The 13,058-nt window shown below is 32.6% G+C and carries 13 protein-coding genes and 2 pseudogenes; 6 read left to right on the top strand and 9 right to left on the bottom strand.

The window, feature by feature from the left end; genetic code table 11:
• Window positions 1-139: 139 nt before the first annotated feature.
• Both CN601_RS16530 and CN601_RS16535 read left to right on the top strand, forming a co-directional pair.
• Window positions 140-1,858, top strand: coding sequence for a PucR family transcriptional regulator (locus CN601_RS16530; protein ID WP_098171689.1), 1,719 nt, complete (start codon window positions 140-142; stop codon window positions 1,856-1,858).
• Window positions 1,859-1,890: 32 nt separating this feature from the next.
• Window positions 1,891-2,763 (top strand): alpha/beta hydrolase, encoded by an 873-nt coding sequence (locus tag CN601_RS16535; RefSeq protein ID WP_098171690.1) that lies wholly within the window; start codon window positions 1,891-1,893, stop codon window positions 2,761-2,763.
• A 145-nt stretch (window positions 2,764-2,908) separates the two neighbouring features.
• Here the strand turns inward: CN601_RS16535 and CN601_RS16540 are convergent, their stop codons facing one another.
• The 3 genes from CN601_RS16540 to pdxR all read right to left on the bottom strand — a co-directional run bounded on the left by CN601_RS16540 (window position 2,909) and on the right by pdxR (window position 5,665).
• Entirely contained in the window at window positions 2,909-3,106 is a 198-nt protein-coding gene (locus CN601_RS16540) for a hypothetical protein (protein ID WP_098171691.1), read from the bottom strand.
• Between the two features lie 372 nt (window positions 3,107-3,478).
• A complete protein-coding gene (locus CN601_RS16545) occupies window positions 3,479-3,991 on the bottom strand; it encodes a DoxX family protein (RefSeq protein ID WP_098171692.1) in 513 nt (170 codons plus the stop codon).
• A gap of 276 nt (window positions 3,992-4,267) precedes the next feature.
• Window positions 4,268-5,665 carry a MocR-like pyridoxine biosynthesis transcription factor PdxR gene (pdxR, locus tag CN601_RS16550; RefSeq protein ID WP_098171693.1) on the bottom strand — a complete coding sequence of 466 codons (1,398 nt, stop codon included), beginning with the start codon at window positions 5,663-5,665 and terminating at the stop codon, window positions 4,268-4,270.
• A 119-nt stretch (window positions 5,666-5,784) separates the two neighbouring features.
• Between pdxR and CN601_RS16555 the strand changes: the two genes are divergently transcribed.
• Window positions 5,785-6,711 (top strand): DMT family transporter, encoded by a 927-nt coding sequence (locus tag CN601_RS16555; RefSeq protein ID WP_098171694.1) that lies wholly within the window; start codon window positions 5,785-5,787, stop codon window positions 6,709-6,711.
• Window positions 6,712-6,919: 208 nt separating this feature from the next.
• On the opposite strand, the gene CN601_RS16560 is transcribed toward CN601_RS16555, so the two are convergent.
• From CN601_RS16560 to CN601_RS16575, 4 genes and pseudogenes are all read right to left on the bottom strand, one after another.
• On the bottom strand, window positions 6,920-7,483 hold the full coding sequence (locus tag CN601_RS16560) for a bifunctional transcriptional activator/DNA repair enzyme AdaA (protein WP_179865582.1): 564 nt from the start codon (window positions 7,481-7,483) through the stop codon (window positions 6,920-6,922).
• A gap of 16 nt (window positions 7,484-7,499) precedes the next feature.
• Window positions 7,500-8,273 carry an isocitrate lyase/PEP mutase family protein gene (locus CN601_RS16565; RefSeq protein WP_098171695.1) on the bottom strand — a complete coding sequence of 258 codons (774 nt, stop codon included), beginning with the start codon at window positions 8,271-8,273 and terminating at the stop codon, window positions 7,500-7,502.
• A 340-nt stretch (window positions 8,274-8,613) separates the two neighbouring features.
• Window positions 8,614-8,760 (bottom strand): annotated as a pseudogene (locus CN601_RS16570) (sporulation protein YhbH); the annotation flags it as partial.
• A gap of 87 nt (window positions 8,761-8,847) precedes the next feature.
• Window positions 8,848-9,279, bottom strand: coding sequence for an Lrp/AsnC family transcriptional regulator (locus CN601_RS16575; protein WP_098119921.1), 432 nt, complete (start codon window positions 9,277-9,279; stop codon window positions 8,848-8,850).
• 146 nt (window positions 9,280-9,425) lie between these two features.
• Here CN601_RS16575 and CN601_RS16580 point away from each other — a divergent pair, with 146 nt between their 5' ends.
• From CN601_RS16580 to CN601_RS16590, 3 genes are all read left to right on the top strand, one after another.
• Window positions 9,426-10,007 carry a beta-class carbonic anhydrase gene (locus CN601_RS16580; RefSeq protein WP_098171696.1) on the top strand — a complete coding sequence of 194 codons (582 nt, stop codon included), beginning with the start codon at window positions 9,426-9,428 and terminating at the stop codon, window positions 10,005-10,007.
• Between the two features lie 34 nt (window positions 10,008-10,041).
• A complete protein-coding gene (cynS, locus tag CN601_RS16585; protein ID WP_098171697.1) occupies window positions 10,042-10,485 on the top strand; it encodes a cyanase in 444 nt (147 codons plus the stop codon).
• A 142-nt stretch (window positions 10,486-10,627) separates the two neighbouring features.
• Window positions 10,628-11,908 carry a purine/pyrimidine permease gene (locus CN601_RS16590; protein ID WP_098171698.1) on the top strand — a complete coding sequence of 427 codons (1,281 nt, stop codon included), beginning with the start codon at window positions 10,628-10,630 and terminating at the stop codon, window positions 11,906-11,908.
• A 258-nt stretch (window positions 11,909-12,166) separates the two neighbouring features.
• Here the strand turns inward: CN601_RS16590 and CN601_RS16595 are convergent.
• Both CN601_RS16595 and CN601_RS16600 read right to left on the bottom strand, forming a co-directional pair.
• Window positions 12,167-12,322 (bottom strand): annotated as a pseudogene (locus CN601_RS16595) (sporulation protein YhbH); the annotation flags it as partial.
• Between the two features lie 120 nt (window positions 12,323-12,442).
• Window positions 12,443-12,826 (bottom strand): DUF1259 domain-containing protein, encoded by a 384-nt coding sequence (locus CN601_RS16600; protein WP_098171710.1) that lies wholly within the window; start codon window positions 12,824-12,826, stop codon window positions 12,443-12,445.
• Window positions 12,827-13,058 lie beyond the last annotated feature (232 nt).

Raw genomic sequence — 13,058 nt, forward strand, 5'->3', positions numbered from 1 at the left:
GATTAGCTAACCTTACGTAATTATTTTAGAATGAATACCTTCTATCGTCATCGTTTACAAAAACCAAAAATTAAGGATGTCATTTAGGCATATTGCACAAATATATGTGATTAAATTATGTCAAAGGAGTTGAGAAAATTTGTTAACAATTAAGGATTTATTAGAAATAAAAGCGATTGATGGAATTAAACTTGTTGGAGGAGAAAAGGGGATTAATAACGTTATTTCTCTTGTTAATATCATGGAAAACCCCGATGCGTTTGACTGGTTGTCGTCAAATGAATTACTTCTATCAACTGGTTATATATTTAAAGGTCAGGTAGATTTACAAAATAAAATTATTAAAGAGCTTTCAGAAATAAATTGTTCCGGTCTCATTATTAAAATGAAACGATACTTTGATCAAATTCCTCAAAATATGATTGATCAAGCAAATAAATATGGTTTACCTCTTTTAGAACTACCATTTGAATACACGTTATCAAATGTCATATCGATTATTAATGAAAAGGCTTCTGGAAGATATGATTTGCTGAATAGAAAAACGTTGGACATGCATAATACGCTCTTTAGGATTGCATTAGAAGGAGGAGGAATTGAACGAATATCTTCTACGGTATCTGAAACCGTTAATAATCCCATTCTGATTGTAGACGATCATTGGGATTTGATTCACTTCTCAGAACACAAAGATAATCCAACCTATTTAGCCTATTGTCTTAATCTCGTAAAAGGTAGACAAGTGTTCCATAAAGAATTTATCGATTCGATTCCCCACAGCATTACCCAAATGAAAAAGCTAATAAAACGGATCTATTATTTGGAAGATTTAGAAGTTAAATGTAGAATCCTACCCATTGGGGTTGCAAACGATATTTTTGGATATATCGTTGTTTGGCAAACCGTAAATGAATTATCGGAATTTGATTATATTGCACTAGAACAGGCCTCTACGATCATAGCGCTTGAAATGATAAAACAGAGGGAAATAGAAAGTGTGAAACAAAAAATTAGAAATGATTTCTTTGATGATTTATTAAATGGAAAAATAACATCTAAAGAATCGATTAAAACGCTTTGTGACTTACATGGCCTGAATCCAAATTATATGTACTACTGTATGGTTATTAATATCGAATCAGACGAACTTACAAACATTGAAGACATGGTTGATTGGAGATATAAACTAGAAAATAAAGCAAGAAAATGTGTAGACATAGTTTATGAGTGTGCGAATCAAATAGATGGAGAAATTACATGCTTGCATAGAAACAACCGACTCATTATTTTGATCGGACAAAGTGATAACAAACCTTCTATATCCTTAAATGAAGCAAAACTAAATGCTAATACAATTCTCGAAGTTCTTACTAAAAACATTAATAAAACGACTTTTTTTATCGGAATAGGCCGCCAGTTTAAAACGATTAGTTCAATTCATAAAAGTTTTTCTGAAGCCCATGAAGCCATTAGACTAATGCAGAAATTTGATAAAAAAGAAGGGATATCTCATTTTGAAGATTATGCGGTCTATCATCTTCTAGATTCAAATATTAAAGATATGCAGTTAGAAAACTTTTTCATGAAATCTCTCGGAAAAGTATATGAACATGATCAACTTCACCAAACAGGCTATATACAAACACTAGAGAACTATTTCAATCACAACCAAAATTTAAGTGAAACAGCAAAAGCAATGTTTTTACACAGAAACACTCTCATCTATCGAATTGAAAAAATCAAAGAAATATTAAATACAGATTTAAAGAATGCAGAGGATTTACTACAAATCCAGATAGCATTAAAGATTTTCCGACTTTTACAAAAAAATCTTCCACACATCAACAATGAAATTTAACTAATTTTATCTCTACTATTGGACGTGAACGAATGAAACAAACAGTTATTTACAAAAAAAATGATCGCTTTTCTCTTCAAGCAGACTTTTATGAAACAAATCGTGAACATGCTCCTGTGATTATTTATATCCATGGAGGTGGTCTCATTTGGGGAACAAGAGAAGATATTACGAAAGATATGATTGAGTTTTACACTAGCAACGGATTTTCGTTGTTTTCGATCGATTATAGGCTGGCTCCCGAGTCTAAACTACCAGACATCCTTGAAGATGTTCAAGATGCACTTCGTTGGATTGAAGCTGAAGGACCCAAATATTTTTCGATAGATCCAAATAAAATTGTGATAGTAGGAGGTTCTGCTGGCGGTTTTCTTGCTCTATGTTCTGGAACATTTAAACATAAGCCACGTGCAATCGTCTCCTTTTACGGCTATGGCGATATTAGTGCGAGTTGGGCTACAAATCCAAGCCCTTATTATTTGCAAAAGGATATGGTTCCAAATGAAATTGCTGAAATGCTTCAGTCTAATCAAGTTATTACAGAGGGAACTATTGAACAGCGTTTTTTAATATATTTACACGCCAGACAGCATGGAGTATGGGTTCAAAAATTAACTGCTCTTGATCCAATAAAAAATAAAGATCAGCTTCTTACATTGTGTCCGATTCATCACATTACAAAAGATTATCCGCCCACTTTATTTTTACACGGAACGAAAGACACAGATGTTCCATATGAACAATCTGTATTCATGAGAGCCGCCCTTTTAAAAAAAGATGTGAAAACAAAATTCATTACAATTCCAAACGGCGAACATGTATTTGAAAAGGATTTCCATCTCCCGATCGTTCAAGAAGCATTGAAACAGATGATTGAATTTCTCCAGGAGCATGTACAAGAGTAAGATCAAAAAGAGAAAGTCGTAGAAGCCCTACTCCCTTCTCTTTTTCTGATCTCTTTTATTTTAGTTCCCCGCTCCACTACACAATTACCCGCTTTCATATGTAACTATAAAATAGAAAAAGTGATAGCCTCTTCTATCACTTACATTATCTGTTTTGATTTTCACTTTCATCTAAATCCTTTAATTTCTTTTGATTTTCCCTCATCCATAAACTAATGATTACGACTGAAACGTACACAAATGCAGTCATGATCATTAGATTATATTCTTCTAGATTGTTTAATAAAGTAGTTAATACCCCTGCAGCAACTGTTATTTGTAACATCACAAAATGATATCTCATCTGTCCCTCACCTTTTTTCTGTCTTTATGTAAATATAAAAAATATATTAAGTTTAAAAAGTTTTATTTTTACAATTTTGTACACAATATTGTAACATATTTATTTTCAAATAAACTAAATATCATAAAGATACTTAAGAGGTTATATTTGGATAATTTCAATAAATTCATTTGCGACAATGATGTCTAAATTTACTTACTGTTTAATTCATACGTTTATTAGCAGGATTTTTATAAATAGGTTCTTAGTACAAAAAAAGGATAGAAATAGTAGATTTCACTTCTACATTTCTATCCTAATATTTATATAAATTTACATATTATTTTATTTACTTTACTTATCTATTAACCAAAATTCTTTCTCTTTTAAAACTTAAGCTACTCTTTTTTCAACGTGGCCTTTTTCCTTTATTTCGCCCATTTTTGGAACAAATTTTTTAATAAAATAATCTAAACCAAAGCGACCAGCATTTGATCCGGCAACAATAATGAAAATACTTAGTAAAACTAATTGAGGGTTAATGCTTGTTGTACCACTAAACATAAATGAGAAGTTCATCATAAGTGCAAAAAATGTTGCTGTTTTTGTAAAACAACCAATAATTAAACCAAGACCGATAGCAAATTCACCAATAGGTACTAAGAAATTAAATAAGTCCACATGTGGGATGGCGAAGTTTGTTAAAAAGTCTGCCCACCAACTTTGAACGGCTGGATGATCGCCTGTTGCACTTTTTACAGCAAAAGCAAGGAAACCTGACGCATCGAATCCACCACTAGATAATTTTTGCCAACCAGCACTGATAAACTCGTATCCGACGTATATACGAAGAATAGTTAAGACACCAGCAGCGATTTTATTGTTACGTAAGAAATTAATAAACATTTATATCCCTCCAGTTGTTTTAATGAATCTTGTGTGTGATGTTTACGGATTTATTGTACAATATACTTTGTGAATTATTTCACATTATTATTGAACATTTTGTGTCATTTCTAAATTAACAATTCATCGGTAACCGTCTATGCGTAAAAAGAAGATTTTATCCACTTTCAAAAGCTTTCGTTCAAGAGAATTTTTAATTAAGCTCTTATAATTCTTTGTCTTTAAATAAAATGAACCAGAAAAACCCTCTGGGATCTTCCGGTTATATTTTCGAATCTATATTTTGAACCATGAATTATATAACAATCGAATAGCCTCTTCAATCTCATCCTCTGATAAAATAGCAAATCCAAGTAAAACTGTATTTTTGGGATTATTCCCTTCGCTATAATACATTGAGACTGGATATACTTTAATACTATTTTCAGCCGCTCTTTTTATTAGCTCTTCTTCTAACATTCCATTGTGAACTTTTAATAAAATATGTAAGCCAGAATCTTCTCCGATCACTTCCACTTTATTAGAAAAGTATCTTTCGATCGCCGAAACAAGAACATCTCTCTTTTTTCTGTAAACAACTCGCATTTTATGAATATGTTTTTCCCAATGACCTTCGTTTAAAAATCTTCTAATGATTTCTTGGTCAATTCTCGAAACAGTTTGTGTGAAGAATAAATATTGTGAATGATACAAGTTAATTAGTTGTTTTGGCAACACCATATAACTCATTCGTAATGACGGGAGTAAAGCTTTTGAAAATGTTCCCATATAAATTACGTTTCCTTCTGTATCAAGCCCCTGCAATGCTGGAATCGGTTTTCCGGAGTAACGAAATTCACTGTCGTAATCATCTTCAATAATATAACGTCCATACTTCTCTTGTGCCCATTGTAATAGTTGTATTCTCTTTTTAATTGGCAAAATCATTCCACATGGAAATTGATGAGACGGGGTAACGAACATAACATTCGCATTGCTAGCTTCTAAAGCTGCAATACTGATTCCATCCTCATCAAGTGGAATCTTTTGAACATTTTCTTCACCCTTTTCAAAAACAACCAACTTTCGATGATATCCTGGATTTTCAACTGCAAAATGCTTTCCCTTTAGCAACTGAAACAAGATTATTATTAAAAATTGTGTTCCGGCACCAATTACAATTTGACTCGCCGAACAGCTAACACCTCTTGATTCATATAAATAGTTCGCAATCTCTTCACGCAAGTTGTATTCACCTTGAGGATGACCAAGAAATAGAAGGTCCATATTTTCTAGTTGCCATACTTCATTTGAAATTTTCCGATAGACAGCGAATGGAAATGTCTTTGGATCTACACCCGTTTGTGTAAAATCATATTTATATAACTGTTCTCTGACTAATACTTCCTTAACGGATCCTCTTTTTTTCCCTGTAAGCAACATTTGCTCAATTTCACAAACAAAATAACCCTTTCGTGAAACTGATTCAATATACCCTTCTGCCAAAAGTTGGTCATATGCTGATTCGACTGTATTTTTACTCACTTCTAAATGCACTGCTAACTTTCTTTTTGCAGGAAGCTTCGTCATAGGAGGGATTTTTCCGCTTCTTATTTCTTCTTTTATATACCCATATAACTGTACATACAACGGGATTTTTGACTCAATATTCAAATTTGGTGTTAACTCTAACATAAAATCTGACCCCTTCAAAAATTGTATTTCTGACACTTCTAGCAGTACCAGTTGTTATATATAATAATTTTTATCATGTAAATTGAATAAAATCAATCTTTGAAAGGAGCATCATGATCATGCAAAACAGCAGACGTCTTGGACTATTTATGATTCTTACAGGAGCTACTTTATGGGGATTATCCGGTCCATTAATTCAGTGGCTTTTTCAACGCACGAGACTCTCATCTATCGACTATTTAGTCATTCGCCTCTTACTTGCGGGGGTTTTTATTTTATGTTTCTTACTTACAAAAAAACAGAATATATTTCGTATTTGGCAACAACCACGCCATCTATTTCAACTGATCATTTTCTCTATTCTTGGAATGCTTGGCGCACAATATGCTTTTATTGAAACGGTGCATATTAGCAACGCTGTCACAGCTACACTATTCCAATTTTTAGGGCCAGTTCTAATTACTATTTATGTCGCAATACAAAATAAAAAACTGCCTTCTACTTTGCAAGCACTAGCAATTGTCTCTGCACTGATCGGCACATACTTTATTATTACAAATGGATCTGCCCACAATATTGTCATGTCTAAGGAAACTATCTTATTCGGACTGTTAACAGCTATTGGTTTTACCTTCTACACACTTCACCCTACTTCCCTTATTCAACAATGGGGAACAACTCTTATTATTGGCTGGGGTATGTTAATCGGAGGTATTGCATTATTTATTTACAATCACTCTTTTGAATGGAAGCAATATTCACAAACCTTTACGTTGTCAACATTCTCCATGCTGATTTTAATTATTATAATTGGTACACTTTCTTTTCTTCTCTACATCGGTAGTCTAAAATATTTATCAGCAACAGAGACTAGTATTTTATCTAGTATAGAACCACTTGTAGCAACTATTGTTTCTATTACGTGGCTAAAGGAATCTTTCGGAGTATACCAATTACTAGGTGGTATATGTATCGTCATTGCAGTTATTTTCTTAACAAAGCCAGAAAGAGTAGCAAAATCTACATTCACAGCTGAGCAAATATAATGCCAAATGTAAAAAGAGGACTATTTTTACTATTACTACTCCTTGTTCAACTAACATGCCATTATGTTGAATAAGAACTCTTTCTTGCTATTTTAAGTCTTTACGAAAAAAACCAGAAAAACCCTAGACAGCACCCCTTAAAGTAGATGTTGAAAAAACCCTCTGTTGGGCAAGAAATTAAGGGGTGCAGTCTAGATTATAGTCGGTTTTAAAGGGATTGTGACTTAATTCGGTATTCGGTAGGTGAATAATTTTTAATTTGTCGAAATACCTTATAAAAATTTGAAGTACTCTGATATCCGACCTCATAACAGATTTCAAGGTTTGTTTGATTTGTGTTTTTAAGTAGATGTGCTGCCTTATCAATACGAATTTTTTCTAAGTAAATTCGAGGGGTGTCCCCAGTTTCTTGTTTAAATATTCTTTCAAGATAAAAAGGGCTCATACCTATATGTTTTGAAATATCGTTTAGTACAAGCTTATGTCTATAGTGATTTAATAAAAACGTAATCACACTCTTAATAAGTACGACTTTAGGTGATTCAACTATTTCTGGCTGGCATCGTTTACAAGCACGAAATCCAGCCTTCTCTACTTCATTCAAATCATAGTAAAACTCTACATTTATTTTCTTCGGTTTTCTTGATCGACAGGAAGGCCGACAATAAATTTTTGTTGTCTTCACTGCCGTAAAAAATAGGCCATCATATTTACGATCACAATCAATAATTTTCTCCCACATTTCCTCAAATGAAAGATTGATAGTGCACATTATTTCACTCCTAATCTTACTGATTAACATATAGATGAGAGGTATCCATCGTGCTAAATATTTGCTCTATATTTGACTCTAAGTAAGCAATAATCTTATCTGATAATGCATTTCCAAAACTAAAACGCTTTACCCCTAATTTTTCAAGCTTATTACAATTTGTTAATCCAGGTAAAGATAAAATATTCAGTGGTGATTGAATAGTGGTTGCAACTTCTAGTATTTCTTCTTCATTTATTAAACCTGGAACAAATATCCCACTGGCTCCACTCTCGACATAAACTTTACCTCTTTCAATTGTTTCTGTTAAAGGATTTTCCAATTGAAAAAAAGTATCTATTCTGGCATTAATAAAAAAGTCTTTAAAACCATGTCGATCCAAGGCCGTTCTCATTTTTTCTAAAAGTTTACTATGTTGAACAATTTGGCTAAGTCCGTTTTCATATTTTAAAGAATCCTCAATATTAATTCCAGCTACTCCAATATCTGCTGTTCTTAACACGTTATTTACAATTATTTCAATTGTTTTCCCGTATCCTGCTTCAATATCTGCAGATACTGGGATGGCTACATTGTCTACTATTGATTTTATGATAGCTAAATGTCTATTAAAATCAATATGTTCGCCATCTGTAAGGCCGATTGAATTTGCTATCCCAAAGCTCGTTGTACCGATTGCTTTAAATCCAACTTTTTCAAGTGTTAGTGCTGAAAGAAGATCCCAAGCATTTCCTAAAAATAATAGTTCATCGGATTGATGAAGCTCTTTAAATTGTTGGATTTTATTCATGTTAATTCCTCCCAAAGCAAGTTATTACCAATTGTAACAACAAATCTTAATTGTTCGCGTCCTCAATCTTGCTCTTATGGTCACAAGAAATGGTACGGTTGAACGTTGATTTCTATGTCATTTAATTAGGTGGAAAATATTATTTTAAGAAGTTAAGTAAATTAGTATCTCTTTCACGTAGAAAGAAATGAGGAACATGCTATAAGATGATTATAAGTCGAAACAATTACGCATTTTAACTTTTTACCTGAACTAAAAAAAACCAGGAAAACCCTCTACTGGGCTATTCTGGTTTCACATATATTCTATTCGTATTTCATTAAAGTCTAATGACAGGTGATTATTTCGCTGCCTTCTCATACTCCTGTTTAAAGAAGCTCTTCATAGAATGGAACACATCTGATTTTTGTTTAAGGATATAGTAGCGGAATATTTCATCATTAAAGTTTTTATATGCGGGCATTAGAGTAGAGTGTCTGTTGTATTGCTTACTTGTTTAGGTTATACCAGATATTTTCACTAATTCCTTTAATTCTTCATACAAGAAGTTAATTATTTGATTAATCCACTCTATTCATTTTAATTTTCCTATTGATAGGTTAACACGATAATTCCCGTACTCTAATAGTCTTTCTAGAAATGTATCCAATTCTTCATTCGAAGCAAAATGTGTTTTTAATAAATAACATCCTTCACCGCTTGTACGATGTACTTCAGAAACTGCTTCTTCCTCTTGAAAGAAATTCTTAAACCCTTGATGATTAGCAGTTTTTACGAACACAGTAACAAATGCAGTCACTATTTGTCCTAATTTGATTCGGTTTATTGCGATTGTATATTGTTCAATAATCCCTAAATCCTCTAATCTCCTAATTCGATTTCCTACAGCCTGCCCTGTCATATGTATTTTTTGACCAAGTTCTTTCCATTGAATTCTTGAGTTTCCTCCTAATAATTTCAGTATTTCAAAATCTGTTTGATCAATGATATAAATCAATCCTTTCATCATGAAAGTAGAAAGTCAGATAGTGTTTCGCCAACTTATTCTGCTTATCAATCCAATTCACTATACTTAATCTATCCTCATCACTTTACTTATACCATAGAGGAATCAACAAAGAAAAACATCTAAATTTAAAGGTGGTTATAAATATGCTATTACAAGAAATATTAGCGTACAACGAACAATTTGTACAAAACAAGGAATACCTACCTTTTGAAGCAACAAAAATACCTCAAAAGCGTATGGTTCTTGTCTCTTGCATGGATGCTCGTTTAATTGAGCTACTTCCAAAAGCTTTAGACTTACACAATGGTGATGCAAAAATCATCAAAAATGCAGGTGGAACGATTACAGATGCCTTCGGTAGTATCATGCGAAGTGTTGTAACAGCTATATATGAATTAAATGCAGAAGAAATTTATATTATTGGACATCATGCATGTGGAATGAGCCAAAGTAATCCAAAAGGAACACTTCAAAAAATAATAGATCGTGGAGTATCTTCACCAGAAATTTTATCAGCTATTGAATATGCTGGAATTGACCTTGAAAAGTGGTTATTTGGATTTGATCATGTTGAAGATTCAATTCAAGCTAATATTGATTTAGTAAGAAATCATCCATTTATTCCAAAAGACATTCCTGTACATGGCTTAGCTATTGATCCCCACACAGGTAAACTAGATTTATTAGTTGATGGATATCAAACATTGAATGACGTAAAAAATTAATAATTACTAATTAAATGGAAGGAAGTTATTAAATATGAATAGAAAAGAAGCTACGCAAAAAATTATGGAAGCAAAAATTGCAAAAGGTTTAACATGGGAAGAAATTTCAAAAGTAAGTGAGAACTCTGAGTCTTGGGTTGTAACAGCATTATTAGGACAGGCTACAATGACTCGTCCAGAAGCAGAAAAAATGGCTGAACTATTAGAGTTAGATGAAGATGTGGTTCAAGCATTAACGATTATTCCACATAGAGGTGAAGTAATGCAAATGCCTCCAACTGACCCAATCTTATATCGTTTATATGAAATGTTATTAGTGTACGGACCAACCATTAAAGAATTAATTCAAGAAAAAGTTGGCGAAGGGATCATGAGTGCAATTGATTTTGAATTAGGTGTGGAGAAAAAAGAAGATCCAAATGGTGATCGCGTAATCCTAACACTTAACGGTAAATTCTTACCTTATCGTAAATGGTAAATTATTAAAAAATATATCTATTAAAATTAAATAATTTTATAAACTTACACCGTATAAACCTAAGTATTCCATCCTTTTTAATTTACCTATATTGAAAAGGTGGATTTTTCTATGAGGTCCTTTTTCGGCAAAGGAGATTAATATGAATAAAAAATATTTTAATACTAGTTTTAGTATCCTACAGTGGTTTGTGTTTCTTTTAGCTAATGCAATTGCATTGCCAATCATCATTGGTGGCATATTCCATTTATCAATAGAAGACATCTCAACTTTAATGCAGCGAACTTTTTTAGTTGTAGGGGTTAGTTCATTTTTACAAGCATGGTTAGGGCATCGCTATCCTATTGCCGATGGTCCTGCCGGTTCATGGGTAAGTATATTTGTTATATTGGGACAAGTAGCTATGCATCAAGGACAAAGTGCAAAAGAAGTACTGCAACTTTTAGAAGGTGGATTAATAATTGCAGGTATCTTACTTTTCGTTCTTGGGATAACAGGGCTTGTGCATCGAATTCTACGTTTATTTACCCCTTTAGTTACAGGAACATTTCTTTTAATCTTAGCTCTTCAGCTTAGTGGTGTGTTACTAAAAGGAATGATGGGATTACAAGGAACTGTAACTCATCCTAATTATCTATTGGCTACTATTGCACTCTTAGTTTTTGCCATTATTACATTCTTATCAATTAAAGGGAAAGGATGGATGAAAAGTTACGCTGTATTACTTGGAATTTCAAGTGGTTGGATTTTGTATGCTTTAATTGGAAAACCGTCTCATATTCCTTCTCATACATCTTTTATTAATTTTCCTGAAGTATTTGCATGGGGCACGCCTAGGTTAGATATTGGGATCACTCTAACTGTAACTTTATTTACATTCCTTTTAGTTGCAAACACAATTGCTGCCATTTCAGCTGTAAAACAAGTGGCTCCGCTATCTAAAGAAAATGAAAGAAAAACTTTGAATCGTGGTGTATGGGTCGGAGGTATATCACATGTTTTCACATCGTTATTCTCTACAATTGGAGTTGTACCATTACCTGCATCAGCAGGATTTATTCAACTAACTGGACAAAAAAAAGCGAGGCCGTTCCTTATAGCAAATCTCATATTAGCAGGAATTTCTTTTTTCCCTTCATTTGTAAGCTTTATATCCTTGCTACCAGGTCCAATTGCAAATGCCGCACTTTTAGCAACATTTGTTCAAATGATTGGAATTTCATTTCAATCCATTTTACGTGAAGAATTAAATCAACGTCGATTAACGATATTAGGAATTTCATTATTAATTAGTTTAGGAATCATGTTTCTTCCAGAAAGTGCATTTAGCGGAATCCCTTCTTCTTTTAAATATGTTTTAAGTAATGGATTACTAGTAGGTACCATGATTGTCATACTACTAGAACAATTTTGGAAAGAATGAAGAGTTTTTCAAATTTGGCTCATTTGTTTGAAGATACATTTCGTTAGAATTTTTGATTACATTCATGATTGCCAACTGCAACCTACACCGTTTCGATTAATATGACTAAACTGCCATTATATTGAATAGGAACTCTGACTTTGCTATCGATTAAACACTATATCTTTATGACAAAAAACAGAAAAACCCGATAAGGGGCTTTTCTGTTTTTTCAATTTCTATTCTATTCGTACATCATTTCAATCTATTGTCTAGCGATTATTTCGCTGCCTTCTCATACTCCTGTTTAAAGAAGCTCTTCATTGAATGGAAAACATCTGATTTTTGTTTTAGGATGTAGTAGCGGAATTTTTCATCGTTAATGTTTTTATATGCGGACATTAGAGTAGAGTGTCGGTTGTATTGGTTTAATTGTATAGCATACACCCTTTGATCTGACTGAGTTTTTTCGATTTCATTTTTTAAAAGTCTCATTAAGTTGTTTAGGATATACCCATATTTTAACTAACGTGTTCGGTCATTTAAGTACACTTATTAATTCAAAGCTTTTCTTATCTTCCTTGCAAAAGCTAAAGGATCTTCAACAGCTTCAATATTGACATATATCAAATTCGGATTATCGAAAAGCCACTCATTATGAACCGATGAAACAATAATTCCTTGTTTAGTTATAGAGGCAACAAATTTTTCTACTTCATTTTGCAAGAGTGCTACTCTACCTAAGCACAATGCCTTTTTAGGTTGCTTATCTCTCGATTCAAAAGAAAAGGAAGAAGTAACTTTGAATGGTTTACCTAAAATTATTACTGGCAATTCATAACGATTTATGGTTGCCACACATTTACCACCCGCAACCCCCTCTTGGCCACCGATAATTCTAGCAAACTCCTTACAAATCAATTCCTCATTAGACACAATTTTCAAATCCCTTCCAAATATTATCAGTATTTGAATTTGTGAATTGATCGGATCACATATTCAACTAATTCGTGATAAATTTTATGATATTCAACTAACATATGATGTCGTTAATGCTTTGTCTAATCTGTTTTAGACAAGAGCATAATACATTTTCTCTATCCCTTCACAGCTATTAAAACTATCCTATGCACTATGTTTTAGTAATGTACTTAACTTAAATTTTACTTAA

The sequence above is a fragment of the Bacillus sp. AFS017336 genome (genome assembly GCF_002555445.1).
GTDB lineage: Bacteria > Bacillota > Bacilli > Bacillales > Bacillaceae_G > Gottfriedia.